This window comes from Plantactinospora sp. CNZ321 (assembly GCF_004217235.1).
The window spans coordinates 7,331,447-7,357,076 of sequence record NZ_SHKQ01000001.1; the positions used below are offsets into that span (position 1 = coordinate 7,331,447).

The following is a 25,630-nucleotide window of genomic DNA, read 5'->3' on the forward strand; positions in this document are numbered from 1 at the left end:
TACGCTGGCCCGATGACGACGAACGCGGTCCGTCGGACAGGCGTACGCGGAGATCATCGGTGACGCAACGGGTCCTGGTCGTCGACGACGACGAGACCGTCAGTGACGTGATCTGCCGTTACCTGGAGCGCGCCGGGTACCGGGTCGATCACGTCGGGGACGGCGCCCTGGCCCTGACCGCCGTCGCGCGGCAGGCACCACATCTGGTGGTACTCGATCTGATGCTGCCCGGGGTCAGCGGGCTACAGGTGTGTCGCGAACTGCGGGCACGACCGGACAATCTGCCGATCATCATGCTGACCGCGCTCGGCGACGAAGCCGACCGGATCCTCGGCCTGCAACTCGGCGCGGACGACTACCTGACCAAGCCGTTCTCGCCCCGGGAGCTGGTGCTCCGGGTGGGGTCGGTGCTCCGCCGCGCCAGTGGGGAACCACCATCCGGGCGGTCGGAGGTCCTGGCCGACGACGGTCTGGTGCTCCGCACCGGACCACGGAAGGCTCACCTGAACGGCACCGAGCTGGCGCTGACGCTACGAGAGTTCGACCTGCTCGCGCACTTCCTGCGACAACCGTCCCAGGTGTTCACCCGTGCCGAACTGCTGCAGCGGGTCTGGGGATGGGACTTCGGCGACCACTCGACGGTCACGGTGCACGTACGGCGGCTCCGGGAGAAGATAGAGGTCGACGCGGCGGCCCCGCGGCGGATCGTGACCGTCTGGGGCGTCGGTTACCGCTACGATCCGGCCGATGCGTGACGTCGCGCTGATCTTCGTGATCGCCCTCGGCGCCGCGGTCGTCGTCGGCTCGGCCGGCGCGGTCCTGCTTCGCCTGCTCCGCCGCAGCTCGATCACGGTGCACCTGTGTGTCCTGCTGACCATCACGGTGCTGGCGGTCGTCGTCGGCGTGGCCGCCGTCGCGGAGGCGATGTTCCTGTCGCCGCACGACCTGGAGGTGGTCCTGATCACCGTCGCGGCGGCGGCGACGGTGAGCCTCGCCGTGGGTTGGCACTTCGGACGGCGACTGGCCGCCGCGGCGGTCTGGGCGAAGCAGGCCCACGATCGGGAGCGGCATCTCGAAAAGGGGCGCCGCGACCTCATCGCCTGGGTGTCGCACGACCTGCGCACCCCGCTCGCCGGGCTGCGGGCGATGGCGGAGGCGCTGGAGGACGGGGTCGTCAGCGACCCGGCGACGACCGGGGAGTACCACCGACGGATCCGGGCCGAAACGGACCGGATGACTCGCCTTGTCGACGACCTGTTTGAACTGTCCCGGATCAACGCCGGGGCGCTTGCCCTGTCCCTGACCACGGTTTCGCTCCGCGAGGTCGTCTCGGACGTACTGTCCAGCACGGCGCCACTGGCCGCCGCACGACGGATCCGGCTGGTCGCGACGGAAACCGGCTGGCCGACGGTGTCGGCCAGCGAGCCGGAACTGACCCGGGTGGTGGCCAACCTGCTGGTCAACGCCGTCTGTTACACCCCGGAGGACGGTACCGTCCGCATCGAGGCGGGCCGCGAACGGGGAAGCGCCTGGCTGTCGGTGTCCGACACGTGCGGAGGCATCCCACCGGCGGATCTGCCCCGCCTGTTCGACGTGGCGTTCCGGGGCGAGCCCGCCCGCACCCCCCGGCAGACCAGCGCGGGCGCGGGCGCCTCGGGCGGACTGGGACTCGCGATCGTCCACGGATTGGTCGAGGCGCACGGCGGCCAGGTGGAGGTACACAACACCGCCGAAGGATGCCGTTTCGTCGTCCGACTGTCGGCCGCCTGATCCATATCAACCGGGCCACGCCGCCTGCCGTCCGGGTCGCGGGCAGGTCGCGGTCAGGTGGCTCGCAGTTCCGCCGCCCCGAACGAGACCGCGAAGCGCTTGCACCAGATCGAGACGCTGCGGAAGTCCGCTGGATCGAACGAGCGCGGAAGCTCGTACACCTGGTTGCCGCGATTGCCCTTGAGCCGCGCCACCTCCAACCACTCACCGTCGTCGAACAGCCGCCAGCCTGCCTTACCCGCCACCACCGGCTGGTCGGTCAACCAGACCCGCAGGTCCGGCCCATTCGACGTGTCGAGATCGTGCAGTACGAGCAGGTGCCGACCGTCGGACCGTCGGATGATCTCCGCTCGCCCCGTCGTCGTGTGCTCATGGGTGATGAAGGCACCCCTGGCCAGTACCTGGTTCGACGCCTGGGAAGCGGACCCGGCAGGGGCCGGAGTAGTACCGGAAACGCTCGGTGCGGCCGAGGTCGTCACGGGCACGATGGGAAGGGCGTCGTCGACCTGGCTGTCCGTGACCAGCTTCCAGGGCTGGAACCAGTAGAGGCCGAACGCCGCCACGATGCCGAGAACCACCACACCGGCCCAAGCGAACGGTGATCTGAAGACCCGCTTCAACATGCGTCGAATGTACGGCGACGGCACCTGCGGAAACGCCCGTCGCATCTTGCGAAACCCTTACGGTCCCGATCCGCTGACCCGTCCGCCGCCACCTCGGTCTGCCGGGTCGAGGTCGGTCCCCCGCTCACCACGGCCCTCGGTTGGGCGTGGGCCGGGACGGGGCGACGAACCAGCAACGAGCGTGCCGGCTCTGCCACTGCCGCACGGCCTGCCGGAAGCGCTCCGCCTCGGTGCGGGCCATCCGCTCCGCCCGTCGCAGGTGCTCCAGTTCGTCGGCGAGGCGGCCGAGGTAGTCGTACACCTCTTCCGGGTCGAGGCCGCGCCACCGCGAACGGAACGCGGCCGCGCGGACCTGGGACGGCTGGATGCGCTGCCCGGCTCGATAGCTCATCGTGGCGGCCCTCCGGCCGCTGCCGGCGGATGGGTGTGTCACACGTCGGTCCTCCGTCAGGGATGGCATGGGCGGCACCGAGGCGGGCGGGGTCGGCCGTCGGCTGCCCGGACAGCCGACGGTCGGAGCCAGGCACCCGCCCCGGGCCCTTCTCCCGCTTCCGGCCGCCGTGCCCCCACAGCGCCCGGAAGAGGCTCTAGCTGGTCGCGCCGGTCAGCCGATCGGTGTACGACGCCAGCGCGCCGGCCGCCTCGGTCAGGCTGGCCGTCATCAGGCCGAGCTGCTCGGCGGCCTGCGACCACTGCTCGGTCACGGTGTCGGTGGAACAGTCGGGGTCGCCCGCGTCCCGCAGCCGCTGCCCGGCGCCCCGGAGCCGGTCGGGCAGCCCGGCGATCCGCTCGGCCACCTCGGCGAACTGGGTCTGTGACACGGTCAGCATGCCGGCGACCTGCCCGATGCTGGTCACGTCATCCCGGCCGAAGCGTTCGTGCACCCGCCGGATGCCGCCGCCGACCAACTGTTCCGCGTGGTTGGCCAGGTCGAGCGCGTCCTCGGTGCAGCGGCGGGCCTGCCGCAGCTCCGGGTGCGCCGAACCGGCCCCGGTCCGCTCCAGCAGCGCGGCCGCCGCCGAGACGGTCAGGTACGCGTCCCGCAGCTCGCCCGCGACCTGCTCGGCCGCCCACGCCGCGCTCGCCTCCGGCGTGTCCGTCGGGATGTCCTGTGGTGTGGCGTCCGCCGTCCTCGGTTCCGGGATCGTCACCGCACACCTCCGGCGGGTGCGTCGGTGGCCCACTGCTGGGAGAGCGAGCCGACGTCGGCCAGGAACCGCGACAGCTCGTCCTCCGACAGCGGCTTGAGCAGGCTCCAGAGCAGCAGCATCTCCACCTCGATGACGAGGTTGGGGTCGAGTTCGTCCACCTGGCCGATGTCGCCGGTCGTCGCGCTCTCGATCAGGCTCTCGGCGATTTTCGGGTCGGGATCGGCGCCGGTGCCCACGATGTCGATGCGGGTGTCGGCGACGAACTGGATGATCGCCGCCCGGTCCGCGAGGCTCGCCAGGTGCCGCCGGGTCGCCAGGAAGAACCCGGCCCCGACCACCAGGCCCAGCTCACCCCAACCCTGCTCGTCCAGCTCATTGCAGCGCTGGCGGTACGCCTCGGCGTCACTACGGGCCAGCTCCCGGATGAGTTCGAGGTAGGTACTCCGGTCGGCTGTGGGTGTGCCGGCCACTTCCGTCACTGTCACCTGGGCCCCTTCCACGAGGTGTGATTGACGTGCCGGGGCAGCCCGAACCACCAGCTCAGGTTCGGGTCCACTGATCGGTGGCCCGACGGCCACCCCGACACGTTTCCGGGCCGTACACCCGGAGGGAGAGCCTTTCCCTGGCGCCAACCCGGGCGGCTCGCAGCCATGCTATTCCACCTAGTGACATAGGTCAACCAAGTTCTTGAGGAGCTGATGCAGAGCGTGATCAGATGAGGTTGCCAACCCGGGAGGACTCCATTGCCCGCGATCCCGCTCAGCTACGCCGACATCGCTGCCGACATCACCGCCCGCATCAAGTCGGGTGAGTACGAACCAGGGGCCAAGCTGCCGTCGTACACGCAGCTCGCTGACCTCTACTCGGTCTCGTTCTCGACCGCCGCCCGAGCGGTCGCCCTTCTGCGGGACCGTGGTGTTGTCGTTGGAGCGCCTGGTCGTGGTGTCTTCGTCAAGGGCTCTGATCAACAGGAAGGGTGACGACCGAGATCATCGGTTGTGTCGGACTACTCCTCTACAGCCCACTGCTCGGAGAGCGAGTCGACCTCGGCAAGGAACCGCGACAGCTCGTCATCCGAGAGTGGCCGGAGCAGCTTCCAGAGGAGCAGCATCTCCGACTCGATGATGAGGTTGGGATCAAGGTCATCCAGCTCACTGGTGTCCCCGGTCGTCGTGGCCGCGATGAGCTTCTCCGCAATCTTCGGGTCAAGGTCGAATCTCGTACCCGCCATCTCACCGCGCACCTCGGCGACGAACCGGATGATGCCCGCTTGGTCCGGGAACCTCACCTGACGCTGTTGGGCCGCGAGAAAGAACGCAGCGCTGACCACGAGCCCTAGCTCATCCCAGCCCTTCTCATCCAGTTGCTCACAACGCTGGCGATAAGCCTCCGCGTCACCCTTGGCCAACTCTCGGATGAGTTCAAGGTAGGCAGTCCGGTCAGTCACGCTTCTGTTCCTTCCTCTGCTTCCGCAAGCTTGCAGCCTTGAGAGCGACTGCGACTACCGCAGCGGCCGTAACCACTATGGCGTGCGCAGCATCTCCCGGGGTTCCTGCGGCGGTCGGGTTCCTGGGTGTCGGAGGCAACTGCTGGGTTGTCGATGCCGTGCCCGATGGTCCCGCTTCCGAGAGGATGTCGACAAACTTCTTTCCAGTCTCCCCTGCCGAATCGGCCTTGTCCGCGAGCCTCTTCGCCAGCTTGCGGAAGCCGTCCCTTCCCCTGGCAGCCTCGCTGACCATCTGGTCGCCTGTCGGCGTCGACTCGCTGGCCACGTTTCTTGAGGCGGCGGAGCCCGGGGCTATCTCGTTGGCGTAGACGGCGAAGTGGTCGGCGGCCTCGGCCAGGAGGCGGGCGACTTTGCCAGACTTGGCCGTAGCCTCGCTACTGGCAGTCACTCCTGTTCGGATCGCCCGATGGCCGGTGCCGCGTCCGACTTCGGCAAATAGTCTCTGCGCCTGCTCAGCTTCGGCTTGGGCACGGGTCATGCCGACAGCCGCACGATCCAAACGCTCGACCACCATCAACAGTTGGGCAACGACCTCGCCGACGCTGCTCATCCCAGCGCTTCCCGGTACTCGTCAGCGGCCCTGACGCTGGTGTCGAGACGGCGCACCACCAACTCCAGCTCATCGGCAGCCGCTTTCAGCGTCTCCAGCCCTTTGGTGACCTCGGGGTGCCGACTGTCGTGAACCGTGTGCTGAGCAAGCTGGGCGGTATCCGCAGTCTCGGGCACGATCCCCTCAATGATCTTCCTGGCTACGCCTGCCGATGCGACACCCTCTCGCAGCCGGGCCTTCGCCTCGCCGACGCTCATCGCAACTCGATCATGGTCGGCCCGCCTCGATCGCCCCAGATGCCCCAGCCGAACATCGTGAACACTATCCGACGAACGGTCCCGAGAGGAGCCCATGCGTTGGCCGCAGCGAACGGCCGGGGTGACTCCGATCAGCCTGGGGTGCCGCCCGCCGGGCTCAGCGTCTGATTTCACCCATCGACGGAGCGGCGTAGTCTACGACCTCGAATGTCCTTCATGTACGGAAGACCTGGGGAAGTAGCTACGTGATCACTGGTGAACTGAAGGGTCGGATCGACCGGATCTGGGACGCGTTCTGGTCGGGTGGCATCTCGAACCCGCTTGAGGTGATCGAGCAGATCACCTACCTGCTCTTCATCCGACGGCTGGATGACCTGCACACGCTCGCCGAGAACAGGGCCATGCGGACGGGCAAGCCGATCGAGCGCCCGATCTACCCGGACGGCGCCGATCCGCAGGGCAGGCCGTACAAGGAGCTACGCTGGTCGCACTTCAAGCACGCCAAGCCCGGCGAGATGTTCGAAATCGTCGGGCAGCACGTCTTCCCGTTCTTGCGCACGCTCGGCGGCGACGGCTCCACATACTCGACCCACATGAAGGACGCCCGGTTCACCGTCCCCAACGCCGCACTGCTGTCGCGGGTGGTCGACATGCTCGACGGCGTGTCGATGGACGACCGGGACACCAAGGGTGACCTGTACGAGTACATGCTCGGCAAGATCGCCACGGCAGGCCACAATGGACAATTCCGGACTCCCCGGCACATCATCCGACTCATGGTCGAGATGATCGGCCCCGGACCGGACGACACCATCTGCGATCCGGCCTGCGGCACCGCCGGCTTCCTGATGGAGGCAAGCGAGTACATCCGGCGCGAGCACCCGAGCGCCTTCCACGACCCAAGACGCAACCGCCACTTCCACCACGACATGTTCCACGGCTTCGACTTCGACAGCACAATGCTTCGAGTCGGGAGCATGAACATGCTGCTGCACGGTGTCGAGCACCCGGTGATCGAATACCGCGACTCACTCGCCCAAAGCGTCAGCGACGAGGCCGAAAAGTACTCGATCATCCTGGCCAATCCACCGTTCGCCGGGAGTCTTGACTACGAAAGCACCGCAAGAGATTTACTCCAGGTAGTCAGGACCAAGAAGACCGAGTTGCTGTTCCTGGTGCTAATCCTGCGGCTTCTCAAGCCTGGCGGCCAGGCAGCGGTGATCGTGCCCGATGGAGTGCTCTTCGGATCGACTAAGGCACACAAGGAGCTTCGTCGCATGCTCGTGGACGACCACAAGCTCGATGCCGTGGTCAAGCTGCCAGGCGGGGTCTTCAAGCCATACGCTGGGGTGTCGACCGCGATCCTGTTCTTCACCAAGACCAACAGCGGTGGCACGGACAACGTCTGGTTCTATGAGGTAACCGCCGATGGATTGAGCCTCGACGACAAGAGGGTTCCACTGCTGACGGACGACCAACTCGGACCTACACCTTCAGGTAAATTCATTGAGGACAATCATGCGAAGAACAACCTCCCGGACGCACTGGCCCGCTGGGCGAAACGCGACGGCGACGAACTGAAGCGGTCTCGCAGTGATCAGAGCTTCTGCGTGTCGAAGGAGGACATCGCCGCTCAAGACTATGACCTCAGCCTGAACCGCTACAAAGAAGTTCTCCACGACGAAATTGAATCTCAGCCACCATTAGATATCCTTACTAACCTTGAACGACTCGAAGCCGAGATTCAACGAGGCTTGTCCGAACTGAAAGCGATGATCGGATGAGCAACATTTCCAGCGACTGGCGAGAGGTCTCTCTCGGTGAGATCTGCGAGTTCAAGTACGGCAAGAGTTTGCCAGCAAGCACACGAACCCCCGGGAAATATGCGGTATATGGCTCTAACGGCGCAGTCGGATCACATCGAGCCGCACTTACCAGCGGGCCGACGATCATAATCGGCCGCAAGGGCTCCCTGGGAGAGGTGACATACTCGGAGAAGGCTTGCTGGCCGATCGACACTACGTACTATGTTGATGCCAGTTCTACTCAAGCCCACTTGCGCTGGCTTTCATTCCGGCTTGCGGCTTTGGGCCTCACTAGACTTAACCGAGCTGCTGCGGTACCCGGCCTAAATCGAGAGGATGCCTACCGCAAGAGGCTGCTGCTTCCGCCACCGAGCGAGCAGCAGAGGCTTGCGGAGTTGCTGGATCGTGCGGACGAACTACGCACCCAGCGGCGAGAGTCGCTCAGTCACCTCAGCGACCTGACTAGGTCCATCTTTCTCGATATGTTCGTTACCCGGGCAGCAGATGCGTGGCCTGTGACTTCTGTCGCAAAGCTAGCCCAGTCGAACAAAGATGCCATCCGCACCGGGCCATTTGGCAGCCAGTTGCTACACAGCGAGTTCGTCGATAAGGGCATTGCCGTTCTCGGAATCGACAACGCGGTCAGCAATGAGTTCCGTTGGGGCGAGCGCAGGTACATCACTGAGGAGAAGTACCGCCAACTAGCTCGTTACACCGTTCACCCGGGCGATGTGCTGATTACGATCATGGGAACGTGTGGACGTTGTGCCGTCGTGCCGAAAGATGCGCCCCTGGCCATCAACTCTAAACATTTGTGCTGCATAACATTAGATCCTAAGCGGTGCTTACCAGATTTCCTGCATGCCTACTTTCTGACTCATCCGCTCGCTCGCCGCTACCTACATCGCACCGCCAAGGGCGCCATTATGTCTGGACTGAATATGGCAATCATCAAGGCAATGCCGGTAGCACTACCACCAGTTTCGCTTCAGCAGAAGTTCGTCGAAAATCTAGAAGTCACAGGAAGGACAAAAGCGGCCAATCGAGCGAGCCTGTCCCAGTTGGACGAGTTGTTCGCGTCGTTGCAGGATCGGGCTTTTCGCGGGGAGCTGTGATGTGTCACTATCGAGGGTTGCCCACCTCCGGGGGAGATCATCTTCGATGAGCAACTTCGCGTTCCTGCACACCGAGTGGCCCGAGCTGTTCACCGAGGCGAGACAGGCCGAGCGATACGTCTATGCCGACACGCGGATGACCTGCCTCTATGCCCGTCGGTGCCTGGAACACGCGCTGAAGTGGCTCTACCGTGCCGACAGCACCCTTCAGAGACCGCGCAAGGACTCGCTCGATAACATGATCACCGAACCGACCATGCAGCACCTGGCCGGTCCCCCGATCACCACCAAGATGCACCTCATCCGGCGGCTGGGAAACAAGGGCGTACACGATTCTCGCGTCGTACCCGAGCGGGAAGCTGTCGCCGCCGTCCGCGAGCTGTTCCATGTGACGTACTGGATCGCCCGCCGTTACACCCGCGACCCGGCGGCGATGCCACCCAGCGGGCTCGCCTTCGACGCCTCGCTCATCCCCCGCCCGACGGACGTCCGGGCCCAGTCCCGGGCCGAGTTGCAGGCGCTCAACGACCGGCTCACTGCCCAGGACGAGGCGCTGGCCGAGGCCGAGACCGCAAAGGTCGACCTGGACGCCGAGATCGCCAAGCTGCGCAAGGAGATCGCGGCAGCCAAGGCCGCCAACGAGCGCCGGCCGGACACCCACGACTACGACGAGAAGCAGACCCGCGACCTCTACATCGACCTGTTGCTCGCCGAGGCCGGCTGGCGGCTCGACCGGAAGCGCGACCGCGAGTATCCAATCACCGGGCTGCCCGGCGGCTCCGGCAGCGGCCGGGCCGACTATGTGCTCTGGGGTGACGACGACAAGCCGCTCGCCGTCATCGAGGCGAAGCGGACCCGGCGCGACCCGATCAGCGGCCAGCAGCAGGCCCGCCTCTACGCCGACGCGCTCGAAGCCAGGTTTGGCCAGCGTCCCGTCATCTTCTACACCAACGGCTACGAGATCTGGCTCTGGGACGACGCCGCCTATCCGCCCCGGCAGGTCCAGGGCTTCTACACCAAGGACGAGCTGCAACTGCTGGTGCGGCGCCGGTCCACTCGTCGGCAGCTCGCCGAGTTGCCGATCAACTCCGAGATCGTCGAGCGGCCCTACCAGCATCGGGCCATCCGGCGGATCACGGAAACCTTCGAGCAGGACCGGCAGCGCAAGGCGCTGGTGGTGATGGCGACCGGGGCCGGCAAGACCCGCACAGTCATCGCCCTGGTCGAGCTGCTGATGAAGGCCAACTGGGTCAAGCGGGTGCTATTCCTCGCCGATCGGAAGGCGCTGGTCAAGCAGGCCACCAACGCCTTCAGGGCGCATCTGCCGGAGGCGACCGTCGTCAACCTGCTCGACGACAAGGTGACGCCGGGCCGGGTCTGCGTCTCGACGTACCCGACGATTATGGGCCTGATCAACCAGACCGACGGTGACCTGCGCCGGTTCGGGCCGGGCTACTTCGACCTGGTGGTGATCGACGAGGCGCACCGGTCGGTCTATCAGAAGTATCGCGCCATCTTCAGCTACTTCGACTCGCTCCTGGTCGGGCTGACCGCCACCCCCAAGGACGAGGTGGACCGCAACACCTACAGCCTCTTCGACCTGGAGGACGGCGTCCCCACCGACGCCTACGACCTGACGGAGGCGGTCGGCGACCGCTGGCTCGTCCCGCCGAACGTCGTCGCCGTCGACCTGCGGATTCAGCGCAAAGGGCTGCGCTACGACGACCTCAGCCCGGAGGAGAAGGACCGCTGGGACGAGTTGGAGTGGGGCGACGAGGACGGCGAGATCCCCGACGGGGTCGACCCGGAGGCGGTCAACAAGTGGTTCTTCAACGCCGACACCGTCGACAAGGTCCTCGAATACCTGATGACCCGGGGGCACAAGGTCGCCGGTGGCGACCGGGTCGGTAAGACGATCATCTTCGCCAAGAACAACAACCACGCGAAGTTCATCGCCCAGCGCTTCGACGCCAACTTCCCGCACTACAAGGGCGACTTCGCCCGGATGATCACCCATCAGATCGAGGACAACCAGGACCTCATCGACAAGTTCTCGAACCCGGAACGGACCCCGCACATCGCGATCTCCGTCGACATGCTGGACACCGGCATCGACGTACCCGAGGTGGTCAACCTCGTCTTCTTCAAGATCGTGCGGTCGAAGACGAAGTTCTGGCAGATGCTCGGCCGGGGCACCCGGCTCCGGCCGGACCTCTTCGCCCCCGGCGTCGACAAGAAGGACTTCCTCGTCTTCGACTTCTGCGGCAACTTCGAGTTCTTCGGCCAGAACCCGACCACCACAGAGGGCTCGGTCAGCCCGACCCTGACCGAACGGATCTTCAAGGCCAAGGTGGAGCTGGTCAGCCAGCTCGACCAGCGCCTCACCACCGACGGCGGCCCGGCCGACGACACCGACGGCACGCACAGCGAGGCCGGCCTCCGCCGGGACCTGGCCCGCGACCTGCACAGCCGGGTCCGCGCCATGCGCCTGGACAACATCGTCGTACGCCCACACCGCCGCGCGGTCGAGTACTTCTTCGACTTCGCCAACTGGCAGACCCTCAGCGGCGAGGCGGCCGAACGGCTCACCCACGAGCTTGCCGGCCTGCCGAGCGAGGTGAAGGACGACGGCGAGGAGGCCAAGCGGTTCGACCTGATCATCCTGCGGCTCCAGCACGCGGCGATCACCGGATCCGGCCGGCACTTCGCCAAGCTCCGCGCCAACGTGCAGGAGATCGCCTCGGCGCTGCTGGAACAGACGACCATCCCGGCCATCCGGGCCGAGGTGCGGCTGCTCGACGAGGTGGCCACCGACGAGTGGTGGCAGGACGTCACCCTGCCGATGCTGGAACTCGCCCGACGACGGCTCCGCAACCTCGTCCGGCTGGTACCGAAGGCGAAGCGGACCATCGTCTACACCGACTTCGCCGACCAGCTCGACAGCGAGACCGAGCTGGCATTCGTCGGCGTGAGCGTCGGCACCGACCGGGAGCGGTTCCGCGAGAAGGTACGGGTCTACCTGCGCGCCCACGAGGACCATGTCGCCCTGCGGAAACTGCGGCGCAACCGGCAGCTCACCAGCACCGACCTGGCCGAGCTGGAGCGGATGCTCGCCGAGAGCGGGGTCGGCGACCGGCAGGACATCGACCAGGCGCGGCGGGCCGCCGAGGGCCTCGGACTGTTCATCCGGGGCCTGGTCGGGCTCGACCGGGAAGCGGCCCAGGAGGCGTTCGGCGAGTTCCTCGACGGTCGTACGCTCAACGCGTCCCAACTCGACTTCGTCAACCTGATGATCGGCGACCTGACCGCGAACGGCGTGATGAAGCCCGAGCGCCTCTACGAGTCCCCGTTCACCGGAGTCGCGCCACGAGGCCCCGAAACGCTCTTCGCCTCCGACGAGGTGGACGAGCTGATTTCGATCGTCAATGCGGTACGGGCCAGGGCGGTTCCGAGAGCCGAGGTCGCGTAGTACGCGCAGCCCTTGCCCACCCGACAGATCACAGAACCGGACGTGCCAGCGATCGACGGTGCTCTGCCACGTGCCGGTGGCCTCGTCGAGGACGAACTTCGGCCCTGCCCCGACGGATCCCGTCGATGCCCAGCGCCTCGACAGGTCGTTGAGCCCTTTTGTGCCCCAAGATCCGCCACTCGCCCAGGGTAGAGCGCCTACCCGAGCGCGACGTTTTAGCTCTTCGGACGATGTCGCGTCATGATCCGGATGGTGAGCATGAGTCGTTCTTGTGTTCATAATCTTGGAGGAACCATGCGAACGCCTCGGGGCTTGCGCTCAACGGTCATCTCGGCCGTCGTCGGAGCGGCCTGCCTCGCTGCCCCGACAACCGCCTGGGCAGCAGGAACCCTTCCGGAGCGCCAGCTGGGCGGCAGCGTGCTGGCCGCCGATCCGGCGGGCGCCAACGGAACGGTGAAGATCGACGGCATCCCGCTCGACGACGGCGTCGCCAACGAGCCCCATGTCACCTGCGACTTTGAGGTCGCCTTCTTCAACTTCGACGAGGGCGAGCGGGCCAACATCGTCTTCACCGTGCACCCGCCAACCGGGTCGGGCGCTGAACTGTTGCGCCGGGACAACGTACTGGTCAGTGACGACTCGAACGGCGGAGCTGCCCCCGACCCGGACGAGACCTTCAGGTTCTCCGCGGACCAACTCGGGCTGGAGGGCTACCCCGCCCACCCGCAGCATGGCTACCACGTCAAGCTGACCGTCGAGCGGATCGACGCACCGGGGGCTGGCAAGCACAAGGTGTTCTGGCTCGCCCCATGCCAGGGAGGGGAAACTCCCACCACCCCGCCGGCAACTCCCACCACCCCGCCGGGTACGCCCAGCACCTCCGTCCCGGGTGGCGACAATGGCGGCTCGGCTGGCGGGGACGGCAGCCTGCCGCTCACCGGGCCGGCGGTCGGCGGCCTCGCCCTACTGGGCGTGGCACTCGTCGGTGCCGGCGCGACTTTGGTGATCATGCGCCGCCGCCGAAAGATCACCTGGACTGCCTGACCGCCACCCCTCGACGCCTAGTACTGCAACGGCACTTATGGGGGCTGTCGTCGCCGGTAGTGGCTTTGTTGGGCTTGCCATTGTCGGCGACGGCGTAGTCGTGACCAGGCGACGGTGTGGTCGTTGTTGGGGTAGCGGGTGTGAAGCAGTTTGGTGATCAGCTTGCGGGCTTCGGGAACGGTGATGGGGATGAGCTGCTCATCATAGAGCGATTTGCCCCCTTTAGTTCCTCGGCGCGGATGACCGCCAACCAGGCCAGGGCCAGCATCGACAAGGTGATGTGGGCGTACCAGCCCCGCCAGGTACGCACCTGGTAGTGGTCCAGGCCCGCCTCCTGCTTGGCCTGCTTGAAGCACTCCTCGACCGGCCACCGTCGCCCCGCGACCCAGACCAGCGTCGCGAGGGTGGTACGCCTCGGCGCGTAGCAGATGTAGTAGGCGATCTCGGTCGGGTCGCTGACGCTGCGTCGGGCCAGGAGCCAGTGTCCACGCCCGGGCGCCCACCACGACCGGATCGGCACCCTGGCCCAGTCGTAGACCCGCGGCCCGTGCGCGCCGTCTCCACAGGACAGACGACGCCAGGCCCTGTCCGGTAGCTGCGCGACGATGCTGTCGACCCGGCCGTGCCCGATCCCTCGCGCTGACACGTCGTCGTTGCATCGGGTCGCCACCACATGGAACACGTCCCGCTCCTCCAGCCACACCCGCAGGTACTTGGCCTGCCCGAACGCCTCGTCGGCGGTAAACCAGGTGAACGGCACCTCCGCCTCGATCGCACGTTGCAGCATGTCGATGGCGACGCGTGGCTTGGTCTGCAACTCGACATCGCCGGGCACCCCCGCAGCACGGCACCGGTCCCGATCGGTGGTCCACGACTCCGGCAGGTACAGATGCCGGTCGATCAACGCGTGCCCGGTCGGAGCGACGTAGGCCAGGAACGTGCCGATCTGGCAGTTGTCCTTCTTCCCACTCGTCCCGGTGTACTGCCGCTGCACCCCCGCCGACCGGGTCCCCTTCTTGACGAACCCCGTGTCGTCAGCGACCAGCACCGCCCCGGTATGACCCAACCGCTCGACCACGTAGTCGCGGATGTCGTCGCGTACCCCGTCGACGTCCCAGTCCGCGCGACGCAGCAGACGCTGCATGCCGTCCGGGCTGCTCTCGCCGGCATGCTCGGCCAACGTCCAGCCGTTCTTACGTTCCAGGCCGGCGACGAGCCCGCCAACGTACCGGCCAACCCGCTCACGCGGCTCCGACCTGGAAAAACGCCTGCCTACCTGATCCAGCAACCCATCAAGCTCGTCCTGCCACGACACGACATCAACGTACGTCACACAAAATCAACGCGCGGGCAGCGGAAACGCAACTGCAAGTGCCGTTGCAGTACTAGAACAGCAACGCGCTGATGTCCCATGGGGCATCAGCGCGTTGCTGTTTCGGGGCTCAGACTCTTCGGCCGTACTCCCACGCCTTGATCGTCACGTCGCGCAACCCGCTGGCGTCGAACGCTACGGCACGTCGATCGCGGAAGAACCGCCGCTGCTTCGGCTCGACGGTCCGCCGCACCATCTGTCGCGCACGCCATCGATAGTTCGTCGGCGTGAGCGTCGGCACCGACCGGGAGCGGTTCCGCGAGAAGGCACGGGTCTGCCTGCGCGCCCACGAGGACCATGTCGCCCTGCGGAAACTGCGGCGCAACCGGCAGCTCACCAGCACCGACCTGGCCGAGCTGTCATCGGACACGCACCACTTCCTGCGGGCGTTGGAACCGCGATAGCCCTTTCCTTCGCCGATGGGAGGACCGGACGGCACGGGGCGGCCCAGCCCTCCCACCGTGCAGCCCTACTATTCCTTCGGGGTCACCGTGACGATGCGGCGGCGCCGGGCCAGCACGTAGAGCAGGACGCCGAGCGCGATCACCGCGGCTCCCACCCCACCGGCGAGGCCGGCCTTCACCCCGGTGATGGGAAGACTGCCGCCACCGCCACCGCCGCCCGTCACGTCGATCGACAACGGCGCCACGTCGTTGCTCGGCTCCGGGTCCTTCGACGCGCCACGGCTGGTGACCTTGATCGTGCCGTCGTCGCCCGGCGTGGACGTGATCCGCACCTTGATGGCGCCGGTCACCGTACCCGAGCCGGACGCCTTCGCCGGCCAGAAGCTCTCGATGCTGCACCACGTCTCGGGCGCCTCGTCGGTCACGTGGCCGTTTTCGTCGTGGAAGTAGCACCACCGGTCGCCGCCGCGGACCAGGACGGTGCCGCTCGGCGCGACGATGTACCAGGTGGCGGCACCATCCGAAGGACCGTGGTTGACCAGGGTGTACGGCACGGTCACGACGTCGCCGATCGCACCGGTCACCGGCTTCGCGGACACCGCGAAATCATTGGTGTTCGCCTTGGTCCACACCTTGTAGTAGGTAACGTTGTCCTCGGTGTCGACCTCGCGCGCGACCGATGCCGCCGCCTTCTTGGTGCTCCGGAAACCGCTCACCGCGTCGGCGAAGGACTTCCCCTTGCCCTTGCGGGTGGTTACCCGCGCCGCGCTCTCCCCCAGGTCGTCCAGGAGCCCGACCTCGAAGTAGCCGTCAATCTCGGTCGGACCCTCCAGGTTCTTGCCGAAGGCGGCGGTGAAGATGGTCTCGCCGGTCTCCGGGTCGAAGAGGAGGAAGCCCTCGTCGGGTGCGAGCGTCAGCGGCGCGGTACACACCACCTCGGACGGTCCGTAGACGTATCCCTCGGGGTGTTCACCCGGCCAGTAGTCGGTGTAGGTGCAGTCGTCGTACTCCTCGACCCACCGGCCACCGGTCGGGGTCTGGATGCGGACGTAGAAGCCCTCGGCAGGGCTGTCGCCGTCGTTGTAGAGGGCGCCCCGGAACCCCCGCTTGTCTCCGGGGCCGACCCGGTCGTCCGCGGTGTTGAGGTCGGCCGCCTCGGCGACCAGATCGGGGCCGGTCGGCACGACCGTGACCTCGAGATCCCCGCCACCGGTGTAGGTGGTGCCGTCGGGCGCCACGCCCCGGATCGTCGCCTTCACCGCGCCTGCCGGCCCCGGCTCCGAACGCGGCTTGCTGGCCAGCGTGAACGGATAGACCGACTCGACCTGGCCGGGCGCGAGGTTGGGGTATTCGCAGGTCACCACCGCGCCCGCGAGCTTGCACTCCTCGGCGTACTCCCACGCCTTGATCGTCACGTCGCGCAAGCCGCTGCCGTCGAAGGCCACGGTCACGTCGGTCGCGGGGGCATCGCCGTAGTTGTATAGGTAAACCGGGACGATCGTCTCGGTGTTGTCGATGTTCGCGTCGATGCCGTACGACACGAAGAGGTCGGGACTTGCCGCAGCCGCCGCCGATGGTGTGACGACCCCAGCCGAAAGGCCGGCAAGGATCGCGGCAGTCAATGCGGCCGCCCATCTGGTCATGCTTGAGGACATGCAGCGGGAACTTACCGGAGCTGCACGCTGCCCGCTGTCCTTTTAGGCGCGCTTGAGGAACGCGACAATTGGACCCCGGTCGGCTCACGGTTGACGCGGGGCGGCCGGGCAGGACAGTTCTCTCGACCGTTGGTCTGCCGCCGCGCGATCCGCCGCCGCACAGCGTCGATAGAATCGTGCTTCCGCATTGCCAGCCGGAGGCGAGGAACGATGACCGACCCCGAACCGCCGTCCGAGCAGCCGCCGGCCTCCCCACCGGGCCCGCTGCCCCCGGGTCACGCCGCGCCTTCCGGCCCGCTGCCGGCCCCCGGGCCTGCCCCGGCGTCACCGGAATACCCACCGGTTCCGGCCCAGCCCGGACATCCATCGGCCGGACCGCCGCCGAGCTACGGCACGCCGCCGATCCCGCAACAGGGTTACGGCGCACCCCAGCCCGGCTACGGCCAACCTCCCGTCCCGCCGCCGCCCGGCTACGGCCAGCCCGGATATCCGCAACAGGGCGGGCAGCCGGTGCCGCCCGTGAAGTCGGGGTCGCGTACCGGGATGATCATCGGGATCGTGGCCGGCGGGGTGGCGCTGCTGCTCCTCCTGGTCTGCGGGGTGGGCGGGTTCGTCTGGTACCAGCAGCGGGACGACGGCGGAGACCTCTCTGCGGTGATCAACTACCGGGAGACGAACCCGGGCGCGCTCTCGACGGACCACGTGCAGGAGCCGGTGAGCTACCCGATGACCCCGCCGGCCGGCGGGCCGCACTTCCCGCGCTGGCAGAATTGCAACGGCGACGTCTACACCGCGCCGATCGTGGACGGCCACGCCGTGCACAGCCTGGAACACGGCGCGGTGTGGATCACATACCGGCCGGGTCTGCCGGCGTCCGATGTGGGCAAGCTGGTCGACCGGGTACGCGGGTTGTCGCACATGATGCTGAGCCCGTACCCGGGACAGTCGGCACCGATCTCGCTCCAGGCGTGGGGTTACCAGCTCACCGTCGAGGACGCCGACGACAAGGCGATCGGCGCCTTCATCTCGGCCTACCGGCAGACCGCAGCGATCGAGCCCGGCGCACCCTGCGGAGGCGGGATCACCACCACCCGGTAGCAACGGACAGCGCCTGGTGGCCTCACCGACGGCCTGCTGCCGTCCGGCCCCGCCACCAGGAACGCGCGGTCAGCCCGATCAGTACCGCGGCGGCGACGCCCGGACCACAGTGGACCAGCAGGACCCCGGCCAGGCTCGGTCCACCCCAGTCCTCCCGATAGCTGGCGGGATCGGTCATGTCGATCACGAACAGCTCGGCGACCGCACGAACGATCAGATAGAGCCCGAACAGGATTCCGACGGCACCGAGGGACTTCTTCATACGTCCAGAGGTTAGGAGAAGAGCCCCGACCTCCGCGTCACCCGCCGGTGGCACCGCCGGCCTCGTACCAGAACGGTACGTCGCCGGTGCCGACGGGTACTCCGGCGGGCGGACTCCTGCGCCGACACGACAATCCTGCCACCCGCGCCCCCACGGGGTGCCGGTCGAGGTCATTAGGTGGCGCGTTCCGCCGTGATACGCAGGGCGCGCTCACACCGTTCGCGGAAGTCGGTTGGCGCGGGCAATCGCGTCCCGGTGCGCAGTACGTCGACCGTCGGGTCGTGGCCCCGACATCGGACCCACTCCTGCACCACGTCGAGGCGGTCCTTGAGAACCGCGATCAAGACCCTGGCGTCGTAGTGGTAGTCACCAGACCCCTCGATCGGCGGTACCGGTAGCTGCGGGTTTGCCAGGACGATGCGAACCAGCAGTGTCGGCTCGCCGTCGCGCCACAGGCCCTCCGCCCCGCCAGGACCGTGATGCCCGGGCAATCTACCGCCCACCTGAACCCGGTCGGTGAACGCCACCTCCAACGCGTCGAGCAGGTCCGGCTGGTTGGTGCTGCTCAGCAGCTCGGCGACCGCGTCGCGGGCCGTGGCGTCCTCGATCAACGGGGCGGCGTCGACAAGCCAGCGGGCGACATCTCGGTGGAAGCCCGCCACAGGACCCCGGAAGTGCCGTGTCGTCGGGCTCAGGAGTCCGACCAGCCGAACGGCGGGAACGTGGGGCGTCGAGGCTGGATTCGACAGCGGGGTGAGCAGGAACGACACCGCAGCCGGGGTCAGCCAACCGGCCGGCGAGGTCGACATCCCGGCTGGGAGTGTGTGCACGAAGCAGTCGAGCAGATTCCGCAGCACCCGATAGTCGGTCGGCGTCGGCTCCAGGGCTCGGGCGGCCCGGCGCACCGACCATGTGTCCGACGACCAGGACAGCACGGCGGCGACAGTCCAAATCCGGCGGAATGGGTCGGCATTGCGTGGCTCCAGCCTGTCGTCGGCGTCCAGGAGAGAGTCGGACCGACGACGTGCACGCACGTCCAGTGCCCGTCGCCGCGACTGCCGTCGCCGGTTTCGGCTCCGTACCCGTCGCGCCGCCCGGCCGAGGTCGCTTTCGAACCGCCAGCAGAGCCACCAGGTGGCCGCACGGGCACCGAGGCGCCGTACCGGCCCGCCACTGCGGAGCGCTCGGGCCACCATCCCGCCGGCACCGGCCCGGTAGCCGAACGGAGGTACGCCGAAATCGTAGAGGAGCCGCAGCGCTATGCCGGCGCCGAGCAGCGCGATGGGAATCCCGATGGGAATCCCGGCAACAGGTACCGGACGAGGACCCAGTCGGTGCGCCGTGTCGTACAGGACAGTGATGCGGTCGTCAGGATCGCCCGCCCACCGGTAGGTGGTCATCTCCGTCACCCGAGAGTCGACGCAGGACAGACGGTAGACGTACCCGCTTGCGGTGTCCGACACCCACTTGCTTCGCACGTCGAGCACCGTGCAGACCGTGACGGCGCCCCGGTGCTCCAAGAGCCGGGGCTCGATCGCCTCCGACGAAGTCAGCAACGCGGCAAGGAGCAGGAAACCAGCGCCGAAGAAGACGACCGCTCTCGCGTACCAGACCTGGGTGAACAGGACGAGGACGAGTCCCGCGAGCCAGAGCAGGAAGAGCAGCGCCCGGCCCGCCGGGTTCTCCGCCAGCAGCGCGGGGCCGTACGCGGTGAGTAGTGGTTTCGCCGCAGTCAGCGCCATACCTACGACCGGGACGCCGACCGACAGGACGACCGCAGCCGGCAGCCGATCGAGGCACCGGCGTCGCGCTGAGACGCGTCGCCCTCCTACCCGCTCTCCCCGATCGCTGTCCATATCGATCCTCTGGTCGTTACGGGGGCCTCCAAGTCTATCGACGAAAATCGAAGGCGCGCCCGGTCACCGACGCCCTGCGGCTGCGCGTGACAGGACGCGGACCGCGTAGCCGAGCGCGCCGACGGCGAGCACGGCGAAGCCGGCCAGCACGTTGCCGACCGGCAGGGTGACCGCGAGCAGCAGGCAACCGGCCAACCCGAGACCGGCCAGGAACCGCACCGGAAGCCTGCGGCCCGGGTCCCGGCCGAGGGTCAGCGCGGCGGCGTTGGTGATCGCGTAGTAGATCAGCACCGTGAAACTGGAGAAACCGATGGCGTCCCGGACGTCACCGAGCACGACCACCAGGACCACCGCACCGGCAACGGCGAGTTCAGCCCGGTGCGGCACCCGGTAGCGAGGATGCACGGCGGCCAGCGCACCGGGCAGGTCACGGCGGCGCGCCATCGCCAGCGTGGTCCGGCCGACCCCGGCGACCAGCGCCAGCAGTACGCCGAGCACCGCCACCGTGGCCCCGGCCCGGACCAGCCAGCCCAGTCCGGGCAGCCCGGCGGCGTCGACCACCTCGGCGAGCGGCGCGGCCGAGTCCGCCAGCCGGGCCGGCCCGAGCACCGAGAGCGCGACCACGGCCAACCCCAGATAGATCGCCAACACCAGCCCGAGCGCGACCGGTACCGCCCGGGGAATGGTGCGCTCCGGGTCGCGTACCTCCTCGCCGAGGGTGGCGATCCGGGCGTATCCCGCGAAGGCGAAGAAGAGCAGTCCGGCGGCGGTGAGGATGCCGGCACCGGCCGGTCCGCCGACGGCGTCACCGAGCCGTACCGGCCGGAACTGCCCACCGAGGAGCCCCACCACCGCCACCAGGGCGAGTACGCCCAACGTGACCGCCACCAGCCACCGGGTGACCCGGGCGGTCTTCTGCACGCCGCGCAGGTTCACCCCGGTCACCGCCAGCACGGCGGCCACCGCGACCGGTCGGGCGTACCCCGGCCACAGGTAGGCCCCGATGGTCAGCGCCATCGCGGCGCAGCTCGCGGTCTTGCCCACCACGAATCCCCAGCCGGCGAGGAACCCGGCGAACGGGCCGAGCCGCTCCCGGCCGTAGACGTAGCTGCCGCCGGACTCCGGATAGCGGGCGGCGAGCCGGGCCGAACTGGTGGCGTTGCAGTAGGCGACCAGGCCGGCGACGGCCAGCGCACCCAGCAGACCGGACCCGCTGCCGGCGGCCGCGGTCGCCGGGCCGAAGACCACGAACACCCCGGCCCCGAGCATCGACCCCAGGCCGATGACCACCGCATCGGGTACGCCCAGCCGGCGCTCCAGCTCCTGCACGACCCGAGCCTAGAGGTCGTCGGTGAACACTCCACGTCGGTGCACCCCGCCGGGCAGGGCCGGCAGCGGTAGGTCGTCCCACGGCACCCGGTCGAGTATCCGGCCGAGAACGAGCCCGAGCAGCAGCCCGGCGACCGAGTCGGTGAGCCAGTGCCAGCCGAGGTAGATGGTGGTGCAGAAGACGATTGCCGGCGGGGCGATCCGGATGGCCCGGTAGAGCCCCACCGGGGCGTCCGGCCGGCCGAGCGTACGCAGTAGCGCGGCGAGCAGAACCGCGATCGCGGCGTACCAGACGATGGCGTTGCCGACGTGTCCAGACGGGTACGACAGGTCGAACTCGTCGGGCGGCAGGGTGGCGAAGATCCGCACGGACTGCTCGGGCGGCAGGTCCGAGCTTGGCGCGGCCCGATCGGTCCAGAGCTTCACCGGGCCGATGGTGAACGAGGTGAGCACGAACGCCCCCACACCGACCAGCAGCGGTCGGATCGACCGGGTACGCAGCGCGACCACCGCCCCCAGCCCGAACGCGAGTGGCATCAGCACCCAGCCGCCCTGACCAAGGAAGTTGAACACCACCGCCACCCAGTACGCCGGCTCCGGCCGGTGCGCATTGACCCAGTCCCGTACCGCCAGGTCGAGGCCGAGCAACTGACCGGCGGCGAGCGCGGCGGTCAACGCGACCACGGCCACGACCAGTACCCCGTCCAGCCACCAGCCCGACGGACGGACGGGGCGCGGCCGCAGCGGTCGGCGTACCGTCGTGGTTTCCCGCATTCCGCCCACGCTACCGGTCCGCCGCCCGGAGCCGGCGCAGGACGGCGGCCGGCGCGGGACGGCGACCAGCGCAGGCGCAGGACGGCGGCCGGCGATGTGTGCCCGCACACGTGAGGCAGCGCGGGGCGGCTCGGAGCGGCATGCTTGTTGCCGTGCGGATCACCTCGGCCCTCGTCGACCCGGCGCTGCTCGACCTCCCCTGGTCGACTCCGCTGGAGCAGTGGCCCGCCGACCAGTTGGTGGCGCTACCCCAGGGAATCTCCCGGCACGTCGTCAGATTCGTCCGTCTAGCCGGAACCGTGTACGCGGTCAAGGAGACCGGCGAACGGGTCGCCGAGCGGGAGTACGACCTGCTCCGCGCGCTGGAGCGGATCGACTTCCCGTCGGTGCGGGCGGTCGCGATCGTCGCTGACCGGCACGACGAACGGGGCGAGCCGCTCGACCCGGTGCTGATCACCCGACACCTCCAGTTCTCCCTCCCCTACCGGGCGCTCTTCTCGAACACGCTGCGTCCCGGGACACTCAACCGACTGCTCGACGCGCTGGCCGCGCTGATCGTCCGGATGCACCTGACCGGCTTCTTCTGGGGCGACTGCTCGCTGTCGAACACTCTTTTCCGGCGGGACGCCGGCGCCTTCGCCGCCTACCTGGTCGACGCCGAGACCGGCGCGCTGCGCGCTCGGCTCTCCAACGGGCAGCGGGAGGAGGATCTGGAGATCGCCCGGGTGAACATCTTCGGCGAGGCGCTGGACCTGGAGGCGGCCGGGCTGCTGCACCCCTCGATCGACCCCGAGGTCGTCTGCGAGGAGGTGGTCCAGCGCTACCAGCGGCTGTGGCACGAAATTACCTACGAGCAGCAGATCGAGCGGGAGGCCCGGCACGACATCGAGGGCCGGATCCGCCGGCTCAACGAACTTGGCTTCGACGTCGCGGAGGTGGCGATGTCGATGGTGGACAACGGGCGCTACCTGGTCCGGCCCAAGGTGGTCGACGCCGGCTACCACAGCCGCCGGCTGCTCCGGCTGACCGGGCTGGACACCGAGGAGAACCAGGCCCGGCGGCTCCTCAACGACCTGGACACCTACCGGGCGGAGAGCGACCTCACCGACGAGCAGCAGGCGGCGCACCGCTGGCTGACCGAGGTTTTCGAGCCGGTGGTCCGGGCGGTACCGGCACACCTGCGCGGAAAACTCGAACCGGCCGAACTCTTCGCGCAGATCATCGAGCACCGCTGGCGGCTCTCCGAGCGGGCCGGCCGGGATGTCGGGCTGGCCCCGGCCGTGCAGTCGTTCCTCGCCGACGAGTTGGTGAACCGCCCCGACGAGCAGGCCATACTCGGCGTCGAGATCGGCTGACCGCCGCCCGCCCGGCGACGAGCCCCGGGAGCCGAGCGGCAACCAGGCCGGGAGCCGAGCGGCAACCAGGCCGGGGTAACCCGGCACCGAGCCGACCGGTAACCCGGCTCTCAGTGCGGGGGTTCGGGTCGGCGGACCGGCGGCGGGTTCGGCTGGCTCCGCCGAACCGTCCGGCCGGGCTGGCTGCGAGTGCCGGCCCGGCCCGGCTGACCGGCCTGCCGGGGCACGGTCCGCCGGCTCGGCCGGCTCGGGTCCGAGGACCGGGCCGCCGATTCACCCGGTCGGCCCGCCGGTTCACCCGGTCGGCCCGCCGGTTCACCCGGTCGGCCCGCCGGTTCACCCGGTCGGCCCGCCGGTCCCCCGCTCGGCTCCGGTGGCGGTGGCGGTGGCGGTGGCAGCGGGGTACTCGCCTCCCTGAGCAGCCGGTTCAGCCCGGCCCGCCGGACCACCACGGTCACCACGTCCCCGGGCCGGAGTTGGTGCTCCGGCGGCGGGGACCACTCGGCGCGCCGCTGGCCGGCGCCGGTCAGCGCGAGCACCCGGACCCACTCCACCTGGCTGACCACCCGCAGTTCCTGCCCGGCCAGTGCCGCGCCGGCCGCGATCGGCACCTCCGCGACCAGCAGCGCGTGCCGGGCGACCGGGATCGTCGCGATCACCGCCCGGTTGAGCAGCGCCGCGGAGAACGACGGCGCCGCCAGGTAGGAGACGCTGCGGGAGACGCCGATCCGGAAGGTCTTCTGGATCCGCTGCGCGAAGTCGCCGTCGAAGAGCCGCAGCACCACCTGTAGGTCACTGCGGAGCGCCCGTCCGTTCAGCGCCGCCTGGAGGTTGGTCACGTCGTCGGTGGAGACCACCACCAGGGCCTGGGCGGTGCCGACCGAGGCGGCGTCCAGGGTCTCCTCCCGGGCGGCGTCCCCGACGATCAGCGGGATGTTCAGCCGCCGGGCGACCGCCGCACCCCGGGCATCCGGGTCCTTGTCGATCGCGACCACCTCGATGCCGAGGTCGTGTAGCTGCCACATCACCCGGGTACCGACGTTGCCCAGCCCGACCACCACGACGTGCCCGTCGCGCTCCCCCGGCAGCAGTCCGGCGTCCAGCGCCAGCCGGGCCTTGACGATGCCGTCCACCACCGCGGCGGTGATCAGCGGGATCAGCGCCAGCCCGGCCAGGTTCAGCACGACCTGCAGGACCTGGGCCGCCGCGCCCTTGTCGAGGTCCGGGTCGGCACCGACGATCGTGGTCACCATCGTCAGGTAGATCGCGTCTCCGATGCTCTTGTGCTCGGCGGAGGAGAGCAGGAAGCCGAGCACGACCACCACGATCAGCACCGCGATGGTGGCCATCCCGATCTTTCGGGTGGCGAACGAGCGCATCGCCCGGAGCAGCACGGCGGTGCGGCGCCGCCGCCACCCCGGGGTACGCAGCAGCCGCCGGGTGCGCAACAGCCGCCGCCGGGTCGCCTGCTCCTCTCCGGCCTGCCCGTTCTGGCCGACCGCCTCGGCCAGGACCAGGTCGGCGTCCGACGGATCGGCGGGCAGCACCACCGGGTGGTTCGAATCCCGGGTGTCGGCCAGGCCGCAGACCACCTGTTCCGGCCGGACCTCGGCCCGGGACGCGACGAAAAGGGTACGACCGCCGTGCCGGAAGTACGTCGGTGCGACCTCGCCGAGCGCCGCCGCGACGAACGCGGGTGCGGCCATCGAGGCGTCGGAGAGTACCGCGCTGTTCGGGAAGAGTTGCCGGATCCCGTTGCCCAGACTCATGTTGAACATCCGCAGCACCACCCGGAGGTCCGGCTCGACCTCCTGGGCGCAGAGCGCCGCGTGGATGTTGCCCACGTCGTCCTGGTGCAGCAGCGCCAGACCGGTCGCCCCGACCAGCCCGGCCGCCCGGAACGTCTCCTCGTCGAGCCGGTCCGACTGGATCACCCGGACGCCCCGGATCGACCGGATGTCCGGCCCGTCCGGCCGTCGCCGGTACGGCACGATGACGGTCACCCGCATGCCGCTGCCCTGCGGATCGTTGCCCAGCAGCTCGGTGACGAGGTGTACGGCGAGGGCGTCCTGGCCGCACACCACGTAGTGCGGGCGATGGTCCCCGTTGGTCCGCAGGCCGTCCCGTAACCGGGTCTCGAACGCGCGCCGGGCCCGGGTCCGCCAGAGATCCGCCATGCCCGGATGGTAGTCACTGTGATCAGTGCGCGGGAGCCGGCCGGAACGGGACGAGAC

The 25,630-nt window shown here is 68.5% G+C and carries 24 protein-coding genes and 1 pseudogene; 10 read left to right on the forward strand and 15 right to left on the reverse strand.

What is annotated here, in order from left to right:
* Positions 1-59 precede the first annotated feature (59 nt).
* Positions 60-755 carry a response regulator transcription factor gene (locus EV371_RS31865; RefSeq protein WP_130465321.1) on the forward strand — a complete coding sequence of 232 codons (696 nt, stop codon included), beginning with the start codon at positions 60-62 and terminating at the stop codon, positions 753-755.
* A complete protein-coding gene (locus EV371_RS31870) occupies positions 748-1,770 on the forward strand; it encodes a sensor histidine kinase (protein ID WP_130465322.1) in 1,023 nt (340 codons plus the stop codon). The genes EV371_RS31865 and EV371_RS31870 overlap by 8 nt, the downstream gene beginning before the upstream one ends.
* A 53-nt stretch (positions 1,771-1,823) precedes the next feature.
* Here EV371_RS31870 and EV371_RS31875 read toward each other — a convergent pair whose 3' ends face one another.
* The 4 genes from EV371_RS31875 to EV371_RS31890 all read right to left on the reverse strand — a co-directional run bounded on the left by EV371_RS31875 (position 1,824) and on the right by EV371_RS31890 (position 4,029).
* Positions 1,824-2,393 carry a DM13 domain-containing protein gene (locus tag EV371_RS31875; RefSeq protein WP_130465323.1) on the reverse strand — a complete coding sequence of 190 codons (570 nt, stop codon included), beginning with the start codon at positions 2,391-2,393 and terminating at the stop codon, positions 1,824-1,826.
* A 124-nt stretch (positions 2,394-2,517) separates the two neighbouring features.
* A complete protein-coding gene (locus EV371_RS31880) occupies positions 2,518-2,784 on the reverse strand; it encodes a DivIVA domain-containing protein (protein WP_130465324.1) in 267 nt (88 codons plus the stop codon).
* 196 nt (positions 2,785-2,980) lie between these two features.
* Positions 2,981-3,544, reverse strand: a complete 564-nt coding sequence (locus EV371_RS31885; protein ID WP_130465325.1) for a hypothetical protein — start codon at positions 3,542-3,544, stop codon at positions 2,981-2,983.
* Positions 3,541-4,029, reverse strand: a complete 489-nt coding sequence (locus EV371_RS31890; RefSeq protein WP_130465326.1) for a hypothetical protein — start codon at positions 4,027-4,029, stop codon at positions 3,541-3,543. Before EV371_RS31890 ends, EV371_RS31885 begins: the two co-directional genes overlap by 4 nt.
* A 258-nt stretch (positions 4,030-4,287) precedes the next feature.
* Here EV371_RS31890 and EV371_RS31895 point away from each other — a divergent pair, with 258 nt between their 5' ends.
* Positions 4,288-4,524 carry a winged helix-turn-helix domain-containing protein gene (locus tag EV371_RS31895; protein WP_130465327.1) on the forward strand — a complete coding sequence of 79 codons (237 nt, stop codon included), beginning with the start codon at positions 4,288-4,290 and terminating at the stop codon, positions 4,522-4,524.
* Positions 4,525-4,550: 26 nt separating this feature from the next.
* Here the strand turns inward: EV371_RS31895 and EV371_RS31900 are convergent, their stop codons facing one another.
* Genes EV371_RS31900 through EV371_RS31910 form a run of 3 tightly spaced genes read right to left on the reverse strand, consistent with a single transcriptional unit; the run spans position 4,551 to position 5,858 of the window.
* Positions 4,551-4,991 carry a hypothetical protein gene (locus EV371_RS31900; protein ID WP_130465328.1) on the reverse strand — a complete coding sequence of 147 codons (441 nt, stop codon included), beginning with the start codon at positions 4,989-4,991 and terminating at the stop codon, positions 4,551-4,553.
* Positions 4,984-5,601, reverse strand: a complete 618-nt coding sequence (locus EV371_RS31905; RefSeq protein WP_130465329.1) for a hypothetical protein — start codon at positions 5,599-5,601, stop codon at positions 4,984-4,986. The genes EV371_RS31900 and EV371_RS31905 overlap by 8 nt, the downstream gene beginning before the upstream one ends.
* Positions 5,598-5,858: a hypothetical protein gene (locus EV371_RS31910; protein ID WP_130465330.1), complete on the reverse strand. Its 261-nt coding sequence runs from the start codon at positions 5,856-5,858 to the stop codon at positions 5,598-5,600. Before EV371_RS31910 ends, EV371_RS31905 begins: the two co-directional genes overlap by 4 nt.
* A gap of 245 nt (positions 5,859-6,103) precedes the next feature.
* Between EV371_RS31910 and EV371_RS31915 the strand changes: the two genes are divergently transcribed.
* The 3 genes from EV371_RS31915 to EV371_RS31925 are packed head-to-tail and all read left to right on the forward strand — an operon-like array spanning position 6,104 to position 12,247.
* Positions 6,104-7,642 (forward strand): HsdM family class I SAM-dependent methyltransferase, encoded by a 1,539-nt coding sequence (locus EV371_RS31915; RefSeq protein ID WP_130465331.1) that lies wholly within the window; start codon positions 6,104-6,106, stop codon positions 7,640-7,642.
* Complete coding sequence (locus EV371_RS31920; protein WP_130465332.1) at positions 7,639-8,778, forward strand: restriction endonuclease subunit S; 1,140 nt, start codon at positions 7,639-7,641, stop codon at positions 8,776-8,778. The genes EV371_RS31915 and EV371_RS31920 overlap by 4 nt, the downstream gene beginning before the upstream one ends.
* A 46-nt stretch (positions 8,779-8,824) precedes the next feature.
* Positions 8,825-12,247: a DEAD/DEAH box helicase family protein gene (locus EV371_RS31925; RefSeq protein WP_130465333.1), complete on the forward strand. Its 3,423-nt coding sequence runs from the start codon at positions 8,825-8,827 to the stop codon at positions 12,245-12,247.
* A 6-nt stretch (positions 12,248-12,253) separates the two neighbouring features.
* Here the strand turns inward: EV371_RS31925 and EV371_RS34855 are convergent.
* Positions 12,254-12,392, reverse strand: a pseudogene (locus tag EV371_RS34855) (ISL3 family transposase); the annotation flags it as partial.
* A 149-nt stretch (positions 12,393-12,541) separates the two neighbouring features.
* Between EV371_RS34855 and EV371_RS31935 the strand changes: the two are divergent.
* A complete protein-coding gene (locus EV371_RS31935; protein WP_130465334.1) occupies positions 12,542-13,291 on the forward strand; it encodes an isopeptide-forming domain-containing protein in 750 nt (249 codons plus the stop codon).
* A gap of 157 nt (positions 13,292-13,448) precedes the next feature.
* Here EV371_RS31935 and EV371_RS31945 read toward each other — a convergent pair whose 3' ends face one another.
* Positions 13,449-14,624 (reverse strand): IS701 family transposase, encoded by a 1,176-nt coding sequence (locus EV371_RS31945; RefSeq protein WP_130461034.1) that lies wholly within the window; start codon positions 14,622-14,624, stop codon positions 13,449-13,451.
* Positions 14,625-14,890: 266 nt separating this feature from the next.
* On the opposite strand from EV371_RS31945, the gene EV371_RS33650 reads away from it, so the two are divergent.
* Positions 14,891-15,067 (forward strand): hypothetical protein, encoded by a 177-nt coding sequence (locus EV371_RS33650; RefSeq protein ID WP_165436888.1) that lies wholly within the window; start codon positions 14,891-14,893, stop codon positions 15,065-15,067.
* 68 nt (positions 15,068-15,135) lie between these two features.
* Here EV371_RS33650 and EV371_RS31950 read toward each other — a convergent pair whose 3' ends face one another.
* Entirely contained in the window at positions 15,136-16,710 is a 1,575-nt protein-coding gene (locus tag EV371_RS31950; RefSeq protein ID WP_486484876.1) for a COG1361 family protein, read from the reverse strand.
* A 555-nt stretch (positions 16,711-17,265) separates the two neighbouring features.
* On the opposite strand from EV371_RS31950, the gene EV371_RS31955 reads away from it, so the two are divergent.
* Positions 17,266-17,820 (forward strand): thioredoxin-like domain-containing protein, encoded by a 555-nt coding sequence (locus EV371_RS31955; RefSeq protein ID WP_130465336.1) that lies wholly within the window; start codon positions 17,266-17,268, stop codon positions 17,818-17,820.
* A gap of 22 nt (positions 17,821-17,842) precedes the next feature.
* Here EV371_RS31955 and EV371_RS31960 read toward each other — a convergent pair whose 3' ends face one another.
* From EV371_RS31960 to EV371_RS31975, 4 genes are all read right to left on the reverse strand, one after another.
* Positions 17,843-18,082 carry a hypothetical protein gene (locus EV371_RS31960; RefSeq protein WP_130465337.1) on the reverse strand — a complete coding sequence of 80 codons (240 nt, stop codon included), beginning with the start codon at positions 18,080-18,082 and terminating at the stop codon, positions 17,843-17,845.
* A gap of 173 nt (positions 18,083-18,255) precedes the next feature.
* Positions 18,256-19,824, reverse strand: coding sequence for a hypothetical protein (locus EV371_RS31965; protein ID WP_130465338.1), 1,569 nt, complete (start codon positions 19,822-19,824; stop codon positions 18,256-18,258).
* Between the two features lie 177 nt (positions 19,825-20,001).
* Positions 20,002-21,267 (reverse strand): amino acid permease, encoded by a 1,266-nt coding sequence (locus EV371_RS31970; RefSeq protein WP_130465339.1) that lies wholly within the window; start codon positions 21,265-21,267, stop codon positions 20,002-20,004.
* A 9-nt stretch (positions 21,268-21,276) separates the two neighbouring features.
* The gene (locus tag EV371_RS31975) at positions 21,277-22,041 is read right to left on the reverse strand and encodes a phosphatase PAP2 family protein (protein WP_130465340.1); all 765 of its coding nucleotides are present in this window, start codon (positions 22,039-22,041) and stop codon (positions 21,277-21,279) included.
* Between the two features lie 98 nt (positions 22,042-22,139).
* On the opposite strand from EV371_RS31975, the gene EV371_RS31980 reads away from it, so the two are divergent.
* Positions 22,140-23,396 carry a DUF4032 domain-containing protein gene (locus tag EV371_RS31980; RefSeq protein WP_486484877.1) on the forward strand — a complete coding sequence of 419 codons (1,257 nt, stop codon included), beginning with the start codon at positions 22,140-22,142 and terminating at the stop codon, positions 23,394-23,396.
* Positions 23,397-23,506: 110 nt separating this feature from the next.
* On the opposite strand, the gene EV371_RS31985 is transcribed toward EV371_RS31980, so the two are convergent.
* Positions 23,507-25,573 carry an NAD-binding protein gene (locus EV371_RS31985; RefSeq protein WP_130465342.1) on the reverse strand — a complete coding sequence of 689 codons (2,067 nt, stop codon included), beginning with the start codon at positions 25,571-25,573 and terminating at the stop codon, positions 23,507-23,509.
* Positions 25,574-25,630 lie beyond the last annotated feature (57 nt).